Annotated in this window: 14 protein-coding genes and 1 pseudogene; 2 read left to right on the forward strand and 13 right to left on the reverse strand. The window is 54.2% G+C overall.

Annotation, left to right across the window (positions count from 1 at the left end; genetic code table 11):
* Nucleotides 1-326: 326 nt before the first annotated feature.
* The 6 genes from Fuma_RS05745 to Fuma_RS05770 form a co-directional block, all read right to left on the reverse strand.
* A complete protein-coding gene (locus Fuma_RS05745) occupies nt 327-560 on the reverse strand; it encodes a hypothetical protein (RefSeq protein ID WP_145944004.1) in 234 nt (77 codons plus the stop codon).
* A 53-nt stretch (nt 561-613) separates the two neighbouring features.
* Nucleotides 614-2,335, reverse strand: coding sequence for an IS66 family transposase (tnpC, locus tag Fuma_RS05750; protein WP_077028133.1), 1,722 nt, complete (start codon nt 2,333-2,335; stop codon nt 614-616).
* Nucleotides 2,336-2,536: 201 nt separating this feature from the next.
* A complete protein-coding gene (gene tnpB / locus Fuma_RS05755; protein ID WP_077023295.1) occupies nt 2,537-2,905 on the reverse strand; it encodes an IS66 family insertion sequence element accessory protein TnpB in 369 nt (122 codons plus the stop codon).
* Complete coding sequence (locus Fuma_RS05760) at nt 2,905-3,300, reverse strand: hypothetical protein (protein WP_077023296.1); 396 nt, start codon at nt 3,298-3,300, stop codon at nt 2,905-2,907. Before Fuma_RS05760 ends, tnpB begins: the two co-directional genes overlap by 1 nt.
* A 54-nt stretch (nt 3,301-3,354) precedes the next feature.
* Nucleotides 3,355-3,555, reverse strand: coding sequence for a response regulator (locus Fuma_RS05765; protein WP_077023297.1), 201 nt, complete (start codon nt 3,553-3,555; stop codon nt 3,355-3,357).
* Entirely contained in the window at nt 3,556-4,476 is a 921-nt protein-coding gene (locus Fuma_RS05770; RefSeq protein ID WP_145944005.1) for a hypothetical protein, read from the reverse strand.
* Between Fuma_RS05770 and Fuma_RS05775 the strand changes: the two genes are divergently transcribed.
* On the forward strand, nt 4,469-5,929 hold the full coding sequence (locus Fuma_RS05775) for an IS66 family transposase (RefSeq protein ID WP_077022387.1): 1,461 nt from the start codon (nt 4,469-4,471) through the stop codon (nt 5,927-5,929). The genes Fuma_RS05770 and Fuma_RS05775 overlap by 8 nt on opposite strands.
* A 40-nt stretch (nt 5,930-5,969) precedes the next feature.
* Here the strand turns inward: Fuma_RS05775 and Fuma_RS05780 are convergent, their stop codons facing one another.
* The 5 genes and pseudogenes from Fuma_RS05780 to Fuma_RS05800 all read right to left on the reverse strand — a co-directional run bounded on the left by Fuma_RS05780 (nt 5,970) and on the right by Fuma_RS05800 (nt 12,204).
* Nucleotides 5,970-6,584, reverse strand: coding sequence for a hypothetical protein (locus Fuma_RS05780; protein WP_145944006.1), 615 nt, complete (start codon nt 6,582-6,584; stop codon nt 5,970-5,972).
* A gap of 129 nt (nt 6,585-6,713) precedes the next feature.
* Complete coding sequence (gene istB, locus Fuma_RS05785; RefSeq protein WP_338030020.1) at nt 6,714-7,595, reverse strand: IS21-like element helper ATPase IstB; 882 nt, start codon at nt 7,593-7,595, stop codon at nt 6,714-6,716.
* 442 nt (nt 7,596-8,037) lie between these two features.
* A pseudogene (gene istA / locus Fuma_RS36140) lies at nt 8,038-9,147 on the reverse strand (IS21 family transposase); the annotation flags it as partial.
* Nucleotides 9,050-10,711, reverse strand: a complete 1,662-nt coding sequence (locus Fuma_RS05795) for a hypothetical protein (protein ID WP_077023302.1) — start codon at nt 10,709-10,711, stop codon at nt 9,050-9,052. The pseudogene istA and the gene Fuma_RS05795, both read right to left, overlap by 98 nt.
* Before the next feature lie 32 nt (nt 10,712-10,743).
* Nucleotides 10,744-12,204 (reverse strand): IS66 family transposase, encoded by a 1,461-nt coding sequence (locus Fuma_RS05800; protein ID WP_077022387.1) that lies wholly within the window; start codon nt 12,202-12,204, stop codon nt 10,744-10,746.
* Between the two features lie 252 nt (nt 12,205-12,456).
* Here Fuma_RS05800 and Fuma_RS05805 point away from each other — a divergent pair, with 252 nt between their 5' ends.
* Nucleotides 12,457-13,686: an ISL3 family transposase gene (locus Fuma_RS05805; RefSeq protein WP_077023303.1), complete on the forward strand. Its 1,230-nt coding sequence runs from the start codon at nt 12,457-12,459 to the stop codon at nt 13,684-13,686.
* Nucleotides 13,687-15,056: 1,370 nt separating this feature from the next.
* Here Fuma_RS05805 and Fuma_RS05815 read toward each other — a convergent pair.
* Nucleotides 15,057-15,935 carry an IS3 family transposase gene (locus Fuma_RS05815; RefSeq protein ID WP_077023305.1) on the reverse strand — a complete coding sequence of 293 codons (879 nt, stop codon included), beginning with the start codon at nt 15,933-15,935 and terminating at the stop codon, nt 15,057-15,059.
* Nucleotides 15,932-16,234: a transposase gene (locus Fuma_RS05820; protein WP_077023269.1), complete on the reverse strand. Its 303-nt coding sequence runs from the start codon at nt 16,232-16,234 to the stop codon at nt 15,932-15,934. The genes Fuma_RS05815 and Fuma_RS05820 overlap by 4 nt, the downstream gene beginning before the upstream one ends.
* Between the last annotated feature and the right edge of the window lie 309 nt (nt 16,235-16,543).

A 16,543-nucleotide genomic window follows, 5' to 3' on the forward strand; every position in this document is an offset into this window, starting at 1 on the left:
GTGCCCATGTAGCTTGGTGACGAATGACTGGCAAGCTCTTCCCTCAATTCCGCCAATGTCATCTTTTCTTCGTCTCGTCCGAATTCAGTCCATTGCGTAACGATGGCAACCGGAATTTCGATCCTCTTTCGGTGGAGTTCGCGAAGTATGTCTCTACCAGCAAAGAAAAACGTATCACTGGTAGGATCTTCTTTAGTTACGTCGAAGTTCGGGTGTCTTTGCGGTAAGCGTGCAAATCTCGATTTTTGTCGCTGGGGCTGTGAGCGGGGCTGGGGAAGCCGGTCAGGTGGCCGTCGCAACGCAGCCACTGGCAGCCGCGGACCGGTTCAAAGGGTATCCAGCATGCCATCGTCGTATCTTTCCGCGGCTTCCAATCGACCGCAGAGGTCCAGGAGCTGGACCTGTGTTGCACCGCTCTTCATGCGGTTGATGGATCGGCTCACGTCTCCAATCAGGTGCTCCAGATCGAAACGGTCCATCGGGACGATCTCAATGTCACGACTTGCCTCGCAGGCCTTCAGGGCCTTTTCAATCCGTTCGAACGGATATCCATATCGCATGAGGAGTGAGCGTTCGTCCGGAGTCAGCTGAAGACCAATTGTCTCTCGCGCCATCAGCGAAAAGCACCTTTGCTACCGATCAGGGGGCGATGACAAGCTGACTTCGATGCCGTGTGCGACTCAGCGTCGGAAACGGATTCAACGTTGTCGAGATAATTCCAGGGCATCCAGCGATCAGGAGACCTCGTGACGTCCGCCGCATTGATCTGGAGCTGATTCAGATAGTCGAACGCATTGGCTCCACTCAACTCGCACGTGTAAATCAGACTCATGTACATGTCGCCGACGCGGGCGCCGTTGCGGGTTTTGTAGAACATGGAATTCTTACGATGCAGAATGGCTTTCTTCAACGCACGTTCGCAGAGATTGTTGTCCAGCGGAGCCCCGGCTTTGCGGAGAAATAACGTCAGCGGCTGCCAGCGTTTGAGCAGATAGTTAATCGCTTCGCCAAGGGCGGAATTCGCTTCGACAAGTTTATCGTCGAGCTGACGCTGCAACCACGCATGCAGATCGTCCATGGTCGGTTTGCTCTGTGACTGGTGCAGGGCCAGGCGTGCTTCAGCAGACATCTTTGCGTCACGCGCAACTTTATCGTTGTGGTAGATCACCTTGAAGGCCTCGATCACGTGTCGACATTCTTCGGGAAACCGATCGTGAAGATCCACGAAGTTGCGACGGCCGTGCGCCAGACAGTTCGCGAGGATCGTGTCGAGTTCTTTGGGCAGATTCCGCGCGAGTCCGTCACACATCTGCACGGGCGCTTCAAGCTGAGCGGCTCGATGCTGCAAAACGTTCGACAGATTTTCGCCGGCATGCCGATGGCCACTGAAGAACAGCGCGATGCGCACGCCTGCCAGCGTGGCGACAACGCCTGACGTAAACAGCCCGGTGCGGCTGGGATTGCGATCGTCGTCTACCGGTGGCGGTGCTTTTCGGGCACGCTGGCCCATCATTTCCAGGATTCGGACGGTCGTATCATCGTTATACAACACTTCGCCCTGCGCGGCCTGGCGGATGAGTTCGTTGTAAGTCGGAGCGATCAGTGAGGCGGCGGCGTGAATGATGTCCCACTGAGTCGAGGCTGCCAGAGGAACTTCGCAACTCCACTGCAGCCCCTGAAGGCGGTTGAACGGCAGCCCGCTTCCATACTTCAGCAGCCCGATCATGCTGGCCACCGTATGGTCGTACTTATCGTCGCCAACGCCGTCGGGGACCGGTGCCGTGAAGAGCTTTCCGCAAAGGTGGCAGCGTAGCTTCTGCATGCGATAGACGGTCGCGTGCAGCGGTGCCCGACCAACAAAGCGAACCAGCACACCGGGCGGCTTTTCGTAAAGTGTCCCCTGACCACAGTCGGGACAGGCGTTGCCGGCCGAGTGTTCCGGATGCCTAACGTCGATTTGATCGGCACCTGGATAATCGTCGGCACTGTACCTGCCATGTCCAGGCGGAGGCTCTGAAGAATCGTCGTTCTGATTGCTCTGAGAATCGGTTGCTGCACCATCCGCGGCGTCACCAGCAGACACACTGGGAACCTCTTCGGCATCACCAAGGACGTTCGTCGATTTCTCACTCGTCGCACCAAACATCATTTTGCGAAGACGAGCGATCGTGGTGTTCTTATTGCCCACGATTTCAAAGAAGCCTCGGTACGATGCAAAGATGTTCCGCATCAACTCCATGTCGTCGTCACACAGCGTATTGGACGCCGCACGCTGAAGCAGTTCCTCAAACCGTTGTTCTGTCACTTCGATAATGTCCGGTGCTTTGCGAGTCATGATTCGGTCGGCTTTCCCTGCCACACGTTCGATCCATCGAACGCGAATAGAACAGGGATTTGCATCTGGAATCAAGAGCAGTTTTGCACTCGACCTGAATGGCGCAGATTTTTGCAGAGCGACAACGGAATGTTTTCGAGCGACAGCTCGATTAGCCTGCCGGCCGTCACGCACGAGCGTCGGCTCGCGGGCCGCCCCGCATCAGTGGCGTGGTCCGACCGAACGCCAGTCCGGCGCTGCCGCCGCTCGATCCGGATTGCCGGCTGAGAACAGAACCGACAACTGATGAGCGGCCAGAGCCCTGGCACTGCTGTTCTCGTCCGGCGCGGATGGCCACCAGTGGAATCGTCCCTCAGAGAGACGTTTGTGACAAAGCCAGAAACCCTGACCGTCATACACCAGCACTTTGATCGCGGTGCGGCGGCGATTGCGAAAGACGAACACCGTCCCTGCGAACGGATCCTGCCCAAGAGCGTCTTTGCAGAGCCGCGCCAGTCCGTCAATTCCCCTGCGAAAATCAGCTGGCTCGACAGCAACCAGGATCTTCATCTGTGGCGTGATCTGCAGCATCACTCACCGCTCCAGAAGCTGCGGCCAAGAGCAACAAGGTCTGGCACTTCACAGCCCCGCAGATGCACACGGAGACTGGCACCCGAGCCGTCTGCGAATTCGACGACACATTCCGTCGAAGCGGTCGGCGATGGAGGCGGAAGTTCGATGAATGCCGGAGCCACCGAATCGGATTCGACGTCCTTCGCAGCAACCCGTTTCTTCAGCGAATGATAGTCCAGCTTCAACGCTGAGGACGTGCGACTGAGGCCGTGAGTTTCGACCAGCTTCACAGCCAGCGACCAGAGCTTAACCGGGATCCGAGCCCCAACCTTCCGTGTCCGTCGCCACGCCTCAAAGCGGTCTCGCCCGCGTGCCAGAGCCTTCGAAATGTCGCCACGCTTTCGTCCAACCATGGTTGTCCTCCCCAAAAAGGAAACCAACCACGGTACCGAGCCCCGGAAATTGCTTCAGGCAGGCTTGCCGGAAGGACACAAGTTCGGTAGTGACATGTCAAGCAGTATCAACTCGTAGCGGTTTTCAATCGCCGCTTCTAACCCACTAGCATAGGATTTGCATTCGTCAATACGCACCTCAGGCCATATGCTTTCGACATAGTCTTTCAGTTGCTCAAGTTTTCGGTCCGCATCTTCTACGATTAGTACTTTCATTTAGTCTGCCTCTAGGATCAATCGAGCCGAATTCATTTCAATTGCCACTTTAAACATGCCATCTTTGGAAACACTGCATGCAAGTGAACTGTCGCTTTGACGCAAGTCCTCTTTCAATAGCTTTCGAATCTTTGTCAAGCCGGAATTGCCCTCGGTTTGCAGACGCTCCTCCTTGTCCAGTTCAGCTTCTTCGCTCAGTAATACAGCTTGGTCACTGAGTTGTTCAATATCGACTTGTGAACCGACATCGTTAGATACACTGATCGTGATCGAATTTTTGCCATCGTAGTTCACGACGCAAATCGGGCGAAACTCAGCTGTCTTTGCATTCTTCACTACATTGTCAAATAGGATCACAAATACCTCAACAAACGCCTTGAACCAATCTCCGTTGAAATGATCTGAAATCAGCGACGTCTCGGGGCGAAAAATTACACTGGGGTGAAATCTTCTTGCTGTCTTTGTAGCGACGTCGACAACGAGGCTGAGTTGGAACGACTTGATAGACTGACCCGAAGAACGTGTAAACCACTCCGCAAACATAGCATAGTCTGTTTGTACCTTCGTTCTGCATGATGCGACCGTTGCAGCAAAGTCGGACTTTGCGACTGTGGGCGACAAGGCATTAACATGCTCTTCCAGATCGTTAAGCAGAGTCAGTACACGATTCAATAGTTCTCCCTTGATCCGTTCACGTATTTGCTCGAGCAGCTTCTCCGTGATGGCCCAAAGCACTTCTATTACTTGTTCGACGAGTTCGCTATGGGATTTACATTTCGTTGACGTTGCAAACAATACATCGAGTATCGGTTGTGTGATCTGATAGTGCAGCATACCTGTTGGGTACGTAGCTGTCCATTTCAGCTTGGAGACTGGTCTTTTTCTGTCGGTTAGATTTTGATACGACAGGTGGATGGACACGGATGTCAGTCAGATCATCGCTGTGGAAGTGAAGCAGCTTGTGCTTAGCCTGCAGCGTGAGGTTGCGGAGCTGCGGGACGAGAACCGGCGGCTGCGTGATCGGATTGAAGAGCTCGAAGGTAAGAACCCCACAGAGCGACTCGACGAGGCGTTTTCGGTGACGGCGGAAGAGAGACGCCGCGCTGAAACGGGCCGCCGAAAAGGTCGCAAAAAACAATCCTCGGCGCGTCGCGGTCGTCGCACAACCGAGCAGAAAGCGGACAACGCCGAACGACGCGAACTCATTCTGCCGGAAGGTTACAACGTCGCAGAGTGCCGTTTCGTTCGGGAACGTTTCGTCTGGAGAGTGATCAACGGCCAAGCCGTGCAGGTCGTCTATGAAATCTATCACGGCCCCAACGGCGAGAAATCCGAAATTCCGGGCGTGTGGCCGCGGTCCGAATTCGGCATTGAAGTTCATATCGCGCTGGCTCGCATTGTGACCATCACGGGACTGTCGATCGACAAGACGTGTGCATTGATTGAATTCTTCTGGAATCTGCCGCTCGGCAAATCCCAGGCGGACGCTCTGTTGAATCAACTGGCACGGCGTTGGGAACAGGAATTCGAATCTCTGTGTGACCTGATGGCGTTCAGTGCGATTGTGCATGCAGACGAAACCAGTTGGAGTATCAACAGCGTGTGGGCTTTTTTGTCGGAGAAGGCGCGCGTGCTGATCTTCGGATGCCGCAAAGACGGCGACACACTGGCTCAGATCCTGTCGAAAGAGTTGTTTGGAGGCGTGCTTGTTTCGGACGATGCGGCCGTGTACCGAGGTTTCAGTCACGCACAGAAATGCTGGGCTCACCTGCTGCGGAAGGCCATCCGTCTGACGCTGCTGAAGCCGGACAACGAAGAGTACCAGCGACTGCTCGACGGCCTGCTGGAAATTTTCTACGCGGCCAAACGCCACGCCGCCGATGGTCGTCTTGGCGATGCCGGTCGTGCGGCGAAGGTCGATGAACTTGATAACACGCTGGCGGCTCTGCTGGTGCGTTACTGCGCCGAGGATTCCGATGTTCGGGCGGCCGACTTCGGCAAGGATTTTGACAACCTGGTCTCAGAACTGATTCGGCTGATGACGGAAGAGGAGTTGTTTTGTTTTGTGACAAGCCCGGCCGCGCCAGCAACGAACAACGAAGCGGAACGCAGTCTTCGCGGCGCGGCCATGGACCGTCGCACAGGTCGAACGAGCAAAACATCGAAGGGAGCCCGTCGCCGCAGCATTCTTACAAGCGTCCTGGAATCGCTGAATCTCCATCTGAAAACACCAACGCTCAGTTCCGTGGTGGCCGAGGTCATGACGTGGCAGCAGGATGGATTCAGTCTGTTTGATCGACTGAAACTTGAAGTCGGCCTGACCTCCGCGCCGCCCGGTCAGTCGCGACTGTCCAAACTCGTCCCCGCCAACTGAACACCACACCTCACGCTGCGCACCACGCGGAAATGGACAGCTACGTTGGGTACTCAGGGTCTTTGATGCGAATCCACTTGGAGTTGACTTCTTCAACGATTTCGTCCAAGTCACTTGAAAACGCTTTGAAAAGCCTATTTGCCTTTTCCAATGAGACGTTTCCTAAAGGCTCAAGTCTTTCTAACCAATACTGGTTATCCTGATAAGCTCCATTGGTCTCACGAGTTGCCAAATGATGTAGTTCGAATTGCCCGCGAACCTGCGAACTGATGTACCCGTGTCTAATGTGAACCGAAATGTACGTGTTTAGCCCGTGCGAAGTATTACCGACAAACTCGTCCCGTATTTCCTCCGCGAATTCCCGGAGCAGTTCTGACGAGTAGTCATCTACATAGACAACACTCTTACCCGCCAACTCGATGCCTGTGACTTCAAGTTGTTTGCGAGCGGCTTGGTTGTTGATCTTCAGGACTCGCTGCAAACGGACAAAGTTTTGTAGACTCTCATCAGACAATGCAGACTGGATGCCTTTCGTGTTGACGAAAATTCGTCCGGATTCTACTTGCTGTATTGCCTTTCTCAATTGATCTTGTTGCGTGATTTCCGCAATCTCAGCCCTTGCCATACGGCCAAATTTCTCAGCTGCGTGATGCAATACGTATTGGAGTGGAGATCGGCGTGTAAAACGGTCCCACTTCGGCGCGGAAAATGGTCCCACCTGGTGAGTGTTTGACGACCGAGGGCGTGGTCGTCGTGAGCTTCGTTTTCGCCGTGGCCGCCGCCGTCAGTCTTTGGAACCGGGCGGCTGTTTTTGTTTCATCGACTCTTTGAATCGAAAGCTTTCGCCGTTCATTTCAAAGATCTCAGAATGGTGAGTCAGCCGATCGAGCAGCGCGGCCGTCATGCGTTCTCCCTGGAAGATCTGGCCCCAGTCGCTGAAGGCAAGGTTGCTGGTGATCAGCAGGCTGCGGCGTTCGTAGCGGTCGGCAAATACCTGGAACAACAGCTCCGCGCCGGCGCGACTGAATGAGAGGTAGCCCAGCTCATCGACGATCAGGAGGTCGAGTTTATCGAGCCGCTTCAGCATGCGATCCAGGGCGAATTGCTTCTGAGCTTCTTCGAGCTGATTGACAAGCGTTGCTGCCGTGAAAAACTTCGTCCGCAGTCCGTGTCGACACGCAGCCAGTCCCAGTGAAACCGCGAGATGCGTTTTACCCGTTCCCGGTTGACCCAGCAGGCAGACGTTACGTCGTGCGGAAATCCATTCGCAGCGAGAAAGCTCCAGCACTTTCTGTTTGTTGACCGATGGTAACGCCGAGAAGTCGTAGCTGTCCAAATCCTTCTGAACGGGAAACGCCGCCTGTTTGATGCGTGAGTTCAACGCGTTGCTGGAGCGCGCCGCCACTTCCAGTTCCGTCAACCGCAGTAGATAATCCTGGTACGTCTGATTCGAGTCCGCCGCTTCCCGAGCCAGCTTGTCGAACTCCGCGTTCATCGTGGGCAGTCGCAACTGTCGGAGGTTCGACTTCACCAGCATTTGGTTCGTGTCGTTCGTTTTTGGAGGCAACTTTGGCTTCTGACCGGTTGACGACGACGGTTTCGCATCCGCCGCAGGCTGCTGGCTGTTCGTTCTTGAATTCACTTTTTTCTTTGCGGGCATCGTCATCGCTTCCTTGTGTTGACGAACTGAGAAACTGATTGAAATGATCGAGGCTCGGCATCGGAACCTGAACCGACAGCACGTCCGGTGAAACTCCTTCGTCGTGAAGAGAGTTCGCCGAATGTGTGTCCGTTGAATCGCTGGACGAACTCTGCGAACGCGCGGCCGACTGTTCCACGCGACGAATGATTCGTTCGGCGTCAGCGCCTTCTGCGCCACGCAGTTGTTCGATGGCCGACTGCACTCGCGGCACCGGATGAGAGGCCAGCAACTGCAGCACGCGAACGTACTGACGCACTCCGGCCCGACCACCGTGGCGTGCCTCCAAACGCTCCCTGAGCCGCAAAAATACTGACGGAAGCGTCCAGTTGCGGTACACGTTCGAATGATCCAGAGCCGCCGGACGTCGTTCGAGCGTCGTCAGGTAATGCAGCGGATCGAGCACCTGGTCGCCCCTCGAATAGCTGCGGACGAGTGTCGCCACGACCGCATTCCGATGAACAATCTCCACGCGATCGACATACGCCTTCACGGTCACTGTGTGAAACGCACACTGCCGCGGCACGCTGTAACTGACGTTATCAAAACGAGCGAACTGATACTTATCCACCTTCGCTTCCTGGCAAACACAAGCGTCGAACGAATACGCGGGCAGCGTTGTCGCGAGGGCCTTCTCTTCTTCGAAACGAACGCCAATCGTGTCCGTCTGCCGACTACTGACGCGATCAAGTTCTGCAACGCAGCGCTGCCGCAAATAGGCGTTCAGTTCATCGACATCCTTCACTCGCGGCACCGGCGTTGACCAGTTGCGTTCGAGTGTCTTCACGCGAATTTCAACAATCGGCTTCTCGTTCCCGCTACGTGGCATGCAGTACAACGGATCAAACGCGAAGTGACTCGCCAGCGCCGCGTAGCGTTCGTTGATCGTCCGTTCACGTCCTTTCAAAATCGCCGTCGCCACAGTTTTCGGGTTATCCCACCAGACTTCCTTCGGCACACATCCAAAGAATCCAAACGCCTGCGACATACCTTCCAGAATCGCTTCGGTCCGCTGAGTCGGCAGAGCAATCGCGAATGGCGCGTTCGAATACGACCACACCAAAATCAACACGTTGACCTTCTGCCGACCGTCCGGAAAGTCCACAGAAATTTCGCCGAAGTCAGCTTCCACTCGCTGACCGGCCCCATGATCGAGCGGGATGAATGTCTCAAGCTTCGACACGCGCTGCTTCTTCACAAAGCGACGAACGGCATCGTAGCCGCCTGCGTATTCGTGTTCGTCGCGAAGTCGCTCAAAGATCCGCATCGCCGTGTGACGCTGCTTCGGCGGAGCCGTTTCATCCAGCGTCAGGATTTCCAGAATCCGATCATGAAACGCACCCACCTTCGGGGCCGACTGACGTTCCCGCCGAGGATATTTCCCGGGCTCCGCCTCGTCACCGTTGAGGATTTTTCGGATCTTATGTCGTGAATGATGAAACCGCCGAGCCATCTCGCGAATGCTCATGCCGTCGCGGTGAGCTCGCCGAATCCGTCCGTAATCGTCCACCGTGAGCATCCCCGGCCCTCGAAGCCACTGGCAAATTCGCCAGTACCTTCGCGAGTCCAATACGGTGGGTCCATTTTACGCGCCGATCAGACCCCCGAAGTGGGTCCGTTTTACACGCCGATCTCCATTGGAGTATTGCGATACGTTCCGCATTGAGATCCTCAGTTCGTTTGAGCTTGTAATTTCGCTTTAATACCGCCGGTACGCAGACGTACATCAGGAACACAAGCAGCTCTGCGGTGGGTAACGAAACCTTTTCAAGAAAGTTTGAGGCAATGCTGCATCCGTGCGAATAGAGAAACTCATCCGAGGCTACATGCAGATTGTGGATTTGTTTCTCTGTAAGTCCAGCTCGGTGCGCCAGCCAGTACACTATCGCCCATCTAAGGCTTGTCGATCCTTGGCATTCGCCGATCTCCAACTCATCCCGCCGGATCTCGGCTAGTGTATGGCGGAGACTGCCAAATATGTATGATTCGTTTTCAACAAACGCGGCAGAAATCTCGTCGACAACCATTGCCATCTTGTTTTGTAGAATCGCTATGCGCACCAAAGCACTAGATACATGTGCATTCAAGGACGCAACGTCGCTGGCACTACGAAGCTCTTTGTATTTTTCAACGGCCGCTGTCTGCTGGCCGGTCGACTCGAACATAATTGCCGCAAAAAGCAGGGCAAAGGAACTATCGTATTTGGTGGAACGGCTTGAAGCGTCGCCACTCTCGCTTATTGGACTTAGTTGGAATAGCCAGTCCGCTTTCAAGCCTTCGTCGCTTTCGCACGCTTCAGCAAAGACTGCTCTAGCTTTGGGGCTCATGCTAAATGAGATACTTGGCGTTAGGCAGCTCTGACTCGCAATTTTAAAACGAGGGGTGTGAGCCGAGTATTGTTGTGCGGATAACCAGTATGACATGATTGCGTGTCCGAACCGAGAGTTCCCAAAGCAATATGAAAGCTTGGCGAGTGTGGCCAGGCTATCTTCTCGCTGCTGGTCGAACGCTTCGCAGGAGTGCACTGCCTGTATGATTCGGTCTCCAGTCGTATTCTCAGCGAACGGAGATGACCGTTGTAAACCGCCACAAGCGGATGCTTGGGCATTTAACGCATAGAGTTCAAAACAAAGGGGATAGCTCTTAATTAGCGAGCAGCTTAGCTCTTGGGTTTTTGCAAAGGAACCTTGAAGCAACATATCCTGCAGTTCAAAAACTTTTTTCGTCAACTCTGTATGCTGGAGAGTTTCACCTGGATTTATCCACACACGTAGCGTGTTTGAGACATCTGGCCCAAGGAAAACCGCCCCCTCATCAACTGCCCTATGAGTTGCGTCTAATGAGCGTGAATCTGCGCTAGATAATACATAAAGAGGAAGGATCGTTCGATAAGCTAACGCGAGATCCACAAACGAGTAACTTCGACAACAGTCAAGAGCTGCAAGTAGGTTGTTCGCTACCTCTTCGGTATGAAAATCCAAGTGAAACAGCACATCGGCAACCGTTTCATCATCAACTCCCTGCTTTTGTGACTGCTCTACAAGAGTCTGGACAGCCCGGCAGTAGTATCTGTAGCTGTCCATTTCCGCGTGGTGCGCAGCGTGAGGTGTGGTGTTCAGTTGGCGGGGACGAGTTTGGACAGTCGCGACTGACCGGGCGGCGCGGAGGTCAGGCCGACTTCAAGTTTCAGTCGATCAAACAGACTGAATCCATCCTGCTGCCACGTCATGACCTCGGCCACCACGGAACTGAGCGTTGGTGTTTTCAGATGGAGATTCAGCGATTCCAGGACGCTTGTAAGAATGCTGCGGCGACGGGCTCCCTTCGATGTTTTGCTCGTTCGACCTGTGCGACGGTCCATGGCCGCGCCGCGAAGACTGCGTTCCGCTTCGTTGTTCGTTGCTGGCGCGGCCGGGCTTGTCACAAAACAAAACAACTCCTCTTCCGTCATCAGCCGAATCAGTTCTGAGACCAGGTTGTCAAAATCCTTGCCGAAGTCGGCCGCCCGAACATCGGAATCCTCGGCGCAGTAACGCACCAGCAGAGCCGCCAGCGTGTTATCAAGTTCATCGACCTTCGCCGCACGACCGGCATCGCCAAGACGACCATCGGCGGCGTGGCGTTTGGCCGCGTAGAAAATTTCCAGCAGGCCGTCGAGCAGTCGCTGGTACTCTTCGTTGTCCGGCTTCAGCAGCGTCAGACGGATGGCCTTCCGCAGCAGGTGAGCCCAGCATTTCTGTGCGTGACTGAAACCTCGGTACACGGCCGCATCGTCCGAAACAAGCACGCCTCCAAACAATTCTTTCGACAGGATCTGAGCCAGTGTGTCGCCGTCTTTGCGGCATCCGAAGATCAGCACGCGCGCCTTCTCCGACAAAAAAGCCCACACGCTGTTGATACTCCAACTGGTTTCGTCTGCATGCACAATCGCACTGAACGCCATCAGGTCACACAGAGATTCGAATTCCTGTTCCCAACGCCGTGCCAGTTGATTCAACAGAGCGTCCGCCTGGGATTTGCCGAGCGGCAGATTCCAGAAGAATTCAATCAATGCACACGTCTTGTCGATCGACAGTCCCGTGATGGTCACAATGCGAGCCAGCGCGATATGAACTTCAATGCCGAATTCGGACCGCGGCCACACGCCCGGAATTTCGGATTTCTCGCCGTTGGGGCCGTGATAGATTTCATAGACGACCTGCACGGCTTGGCCGTTGATCACTCTCCAGACGAAACGTTCCCGAACGAAACGGCACTCTGCGACGTTGTAACCTTCCGGCAGAATGAGTTCGCGTCGTTCGGCGTTGTCCGCTTTCTGCTCGGTTGTGCGACGACCGCGACGCGCCGAGGATTGTTTTTTGCGACCTTTTCGGCGGCCCGTTTCAGCGCGGCGTCTCTCTTCCGCCGTCACCGAAAACGCCTCGTCGAGTCGCTCTGTGGGGTTCTTACCTTCGAGCTCTTCAATCCGATCACGCAGCCGCCGGTTCTCGTCCCGCAGCTCCGCAACCTCACGCTGCAGGCTAAGCACAAGCTGCTTCACTTCCACAGCGATGATCTGACTGACATCCGTGTCCATCCACCTGTCGTATCAAAATCTAACCGACAGAAAAAGACCAGTCTCCAAGCTGAAATGGACAGCTACGTAGTATCTCGCAGACAAGTCTGTTTCGATTCGCTGCGAGAACAGGGTAGCTAATAGACCAATGCGAGGATGCGGATTCTTTTCATACACTTCGGCTAAGATGCGGCGATTACCTTCTACTCCATTATTCAATTGGTCCATCCGGGTTCTTTGTGGGTGAGGCGTTAATTCGTTAGTTTTCGTGGGATGCAGGGAACAGACTTTTACGAACAGATTTTGGGACTGACGGGGCCGTGGTTTGTGGCGGACGTTCAGCTGGATATGGAAGCTCAACAGGTCGACGTTTTCGTCGAACATGGCGAGGGCGAAACTTTTTGCTGTCCGGATTGCGACAGGCAGCTGCCGTGCTATGACCACACGAAGTCTCGCCAATGGCGGCATCTGGACACGATGCAATTTGCGACCATCCTTCATGCCCGCACGCCTCGCGTGAAGTGCCCGGATCATGGCGTCAAACAGATCAGGCTTCCCTGGGCGGAAAAGAACAGCCGCTTCTCATTGTTCTTTGAACGCTTCGCCATCGACGTTCTTCTGGCCACACAAACCGTGAAAGGGGCGTGCAGCATTCTGGGGATCTCATGGGATGAATCGTGGCACATTCTGCAGAAGGCGGTGGCTCGCGGGAAGGATCGCAAACAATCGAAGAACCTCCCTCGAATCGGCATCGACGAGAAAGCCTTTCGAAAACGACACAACTACGTCACGCTGATCTATGACTTGGACAAGAGCACTGTCGAAGCGATTTCCGATGGTCATGACACGGCAGCCGCTGATGCCTGTTTCGATCAGCTTTCCGACAGTGAAAAGCAGTCTGTGGAGGCGGTTGCGATGGACATGAGTGCCGCATACGTCAAGAGCACCAAAGGCAACATTGCATTGGCCGAACAGAAGATTGTGCACGACCGCTTTCACATCATGAAGCTGGCAACCGAAGCCGTCGACAAGGTCCGTCGGTCGGAGCAGAAGAAGCTTCGCGCCGAAGGCGATGATCGATTGACGGGAACTCGGTATCTGTGGCTTTCAGGCCAGGAGAATCTCAGCGAAAAACAGCAGGAACGCTTTGATGCCGCATGGAAGGCAGAGTTACTCACGGGCAAAGCGTGGGCCTACAAGGAGATGCTGCGAGACCTCTGGGTTCATGACACTCCGGCAGAGGCCACGACGTTCTTCAATGACTGGTACAAGCGAGTCATCCACACAAAGCTGGAGCCAATGAAGAAAGTCGCTCGCACGATCAAAGAACGCTTAGCCAATGTGGTGAGCTACTGCACTCACGGAATCACAAACGCCGTCGCCGAAGGAATGAACAGCAAAATCATGGCCATCAAACGAAGAGTCGGCGGATACCGAAACCGCGACAACTTCAAAACCGCCATCCTCTTCTACTGCGGAGGACTCGACCTCTACCCACAATAATCCCGGATGGACCATTCAATTCTCCAAGGAGTAATTCGGACTCAACGCTCCATAATGAGACGCCGAACTTGGCAGTCATGGATTGCAGCATAGTTTCTGCTGTCTGCAGATTGCCGCTAACAATAGCACAGTGAAAGTGTTCGGAAAGTTCGTAGACTTGAAGTGTGGTTTCTCGTTTCGACTTTAGTATACTGGCTGTAAATTCGATTGCAGCCTGCAGCGTCTTCGACGCTATCGGGGAACGAAGTCGGCAGAGTGTTTTGACTCGACGAGGGAATTCCGAAGGCAGTATTCTCCCTCGCGTTTTCGGATCAGCCAGTAACCTCGAGACGAGTTTGTCGCGAGCCGGCATTGATAAATTGGTCAAATTGGCGACGGTGCCTGAATCGAATCCGCTTCGAATCTGATCGATGTACCGCTTAGATTCACGGTCGAGAGTTTTCTGTTTCTGTACTCGCCTCTCCCGCTCTTTGCGCTTTCTCAATTTGTTTTTCTCACTCTTCCGATTCACCGTCTGCCCCCTCCCCAAGTCCAACAGGTCCCCTCGCTAGTGGAACAAGTTGTTAGCCATCTTCGATCGCACCCAGCAGATATTTAGAATACCACACCGATCACACAAAGAACAGAATGGCGGCGTCGCGAGATGCGGCCCTAAGCTGATTGCTCTACTTTATTCACTCGCACAACCTCGATTTGTATTCCCCATGAGTTTAGGTACTGTGGTTTTGTGGGATCGTGATCCACCTATGGTGAGGACGTGTAACTCTGGCTAGGCAAGACGGGTGTGTTGTTGCGTGCCCAAGCCACCGGTAAGAGGGTTTCCAGCTACCGCTATTCGAGAAGGCTGCCGTGCACGGTGCGATTGCCGTTAACTTGAAGGCCGTTTTAGGATCCGGTGGCGTTACTCTCAGAGATTATGCTGGCGGAGGGGCTACTTGCTAGTAGAATCGTCTACTGGCAGTAAGGCACCGTAAGAGGCTAACTGCGTAGCCTCTTGGCGACGATTTCTTCGCCGCTCCATGCATCCGCACGACGGATAAGTTGCTGGCGTCAGGGTAGACGATGGACCGGCAAGAGCGCACCTGCTCGAGCTACTCAAGAATTCGATTGCCACGGTGCGAGTGTTTACGTCGTCTGGATAAGCACGCTATCCGGCTTTTGGTTGACGACTTCGCCGATGGCGATCGCCGTTGTGAGAGCTGCCTCGACCATTGCCGTTTCGAATTCCTGCACTAACGGCTTTGGAACGCCCAACAATAGACCGCTGCAGGTTTGAGCATCGAAGAGGGCTTTGTATTCGGGGCGTGACTGGACGTCCGAAGTCGCCGTAATGAGTGAGGTGGTACAGGTTTCAGGGACAGGTCATTCTCTTATTTTGGGAGATTGATGATCTGTTCGAACTGAGCTGGCGACCTGTAATCGAGGCTGGAGTGTCTGCGTTCGTGAACGTAGTAGCGGACGTATTTTGACATCTCTCTTCTTGCCTCTGCCTTGCTTTGGTAATCGGTCATTTCGAGTTCGTTCTTGATCGTTCCGAAGCAGCTTTCCATGGATGCGTTGTCATAACAGTTGTCAGCACGGCTCATGCTTTGTGTGATTGCTGCCCGACGAAGAATTGATCGGTATTCATTGCCAGCGTACTGGCCGCCTCGATCCGTGTGGTGAATCAATCCAACGTCAGGCTGTCGTTCTTTGATGCTCGAACGCAGTGCTTTGAGGACCAGCTGTTCCGTCATGTTGTTATCCAGATGCCAACCAACGATCCGCCGGGAAAACAGATCCATCAGCATCGCCATGTAGCAAAACGTCCCGTCAGTCAGCGGGATGTAGGTAATGTCTCCAACCCAAATTTGATTGATCGTTGTTGGGGCGTCCGCATCGAGCAACAGGTTCGGCGAATAGCCCAGTCGATGACGGCTGTCTGTCGTTTTTGGAACGAACGACTTCGGCTGAATTGCCTTTAATTTAAGGGCTTTCATGACATTCGAGACCTTCCTGCGATCACAGAGAAGTCCCATTTCCTTGAGGTCTTCGGCAATGCGACGAGCCCCGTAGCGGCGGCGGTGACGCTTAAAGATGACTCTTATCAACGGAGCCAGTTGAGCATCCTGTTCTTCAAAGATCGTGGGCTCAGCAGTCTGCCAGGCATAAAACGAAGTTCGGTTCACACCGAGATGACGACAGACTTCGGCCACGTTTCCATGACCTTCCTGAACAATCGCTTCAACGGCCGCATAGACGTCAGCTATTCGTTGCGGCCGAAAATAGCCAACGCTTTTTTTAGTATGTCCCTCTCACGTTCGACACGCCGCAGATCGGCTTCGAGGTCCTTGACCTTAGCCTCCAAAGAGCTTGCCACTGGACCACTTTGTTCCAGCTGCTCCTGTTTCCAGCGATACAAAACGTTGACGTTTGAAATGCCCAACCGGTCCACAACCTGAGGAGCCGTGTACCCATCCAGAAGCAGCTGCACGGCTTCTTCTTTGAACTCATCCGTGTACTGACGGCGAGACGATTTCTTGACTGATGTTTTTTTCTTCCGAGACATCCTGAGGTCCTTTCTACGGACTCAGAATAAGAGATTCACGTGTCCCTGAAACCTGTACCACCTCAGAGTTGCTCGACGGTTCGGTTGTTGGGAGCCAGCGTGCTTTCGATGCGGCGGTCACTTACTGAAGACGTGCTGGGACTCCTGACATGCGGGAAGCATCAACGCTACGAAAAACGCCACCTCAGTTGTACCAAGGCGGCGTAGTCGTGCTTCTCAGAGGAGCAAAAGATCTGTTTCCTGATCATCTTGGTCTCTTAGGATGATCCGAACCTCCCCCTGCTTCGCCTCCCAAAGATGCTCGTACAC

Source organism: Fuerstiella marisgermanici, assembly GCF_001983935.1.
In the GTDB taxonomy this organism is placed as follows: domain Bacteria; phylum Planctomycetota; class Planctomycetia; order Planctomycetales; family Planctomycetaceae; genus Fuerstiella; species Fuerstiella marisgermanici.